The sequence below is a fragment of the Pedobacter sp. 01N416 genome (assembly GCF_056399685.1).
In genome coordinates this window covers 1-546 of record NZ_JBFTRT010001058.1, presented here as the reverse complement: position 1 = coordinate 546, position 546 = coordinate 1, and the positions used below count along the sequence as shown (strand labels likewise).

1 protein-coding gene is annotated in these 546 nt (G+C 44.0%); it reads right to left on the bottom strand.

Annotated elements, in window-relative coordinates; translation table 11 throughout:
• A partial coding sequence (locus AC1DND_RS29220) for a Calx-beta domain-containing protein (RefSeq protein ID WP_477586518.1) occupies positions 1–546 on the bottom strand: 546 nt, incomplete at both ends.

The window sequence follows — 546 nt, the reverse complement described above, 5'->3', positions numbered from 1 at the left end:
GGTTCTGCCCCATTCGTTGTAGCAGCTACGGTTACGGTAGCGGTAGTATTATCGATAATATTAATGCTTGCAGGCGTATTACTTATGGTTACCAATGGGTTGCTCGAGTTGGTTAAAGTTGCTATTACGGTTTCGGTACCCTCTACAGTATTATCGGTTAATACCGGGATGGTTATCGTTCCTGTGGTTTGTCCAGCTGGAATGGTAATCGTTTTCGTTACCACCGTACTGTAATCGCTACCTTCTGTCGCTGTTCCGACTAAAGTGTAAGTTAAGGTAGTTGGTTGAGAAGATGGATTACTTAGTGTAACCGTAAAGGTTCCGTTTGAAGGGCCGTTTTCGTTACCTGGTGTGCCTGCAGTAATGGAGGCCACTGAAGTATCATTATCTGTAATATTAACTGTTGCAGGCGTAGTACTAGCCGTGATTGAAGCATTGTTTGTGGCAGCTGCCATAGTCAAAATAACCGTTTCAGTACCTTCTGCAATGTTATCGTTCAATACCGGTACACTTACTGTTGCTGTTGTTTGTCCGGCAGGGATAGTT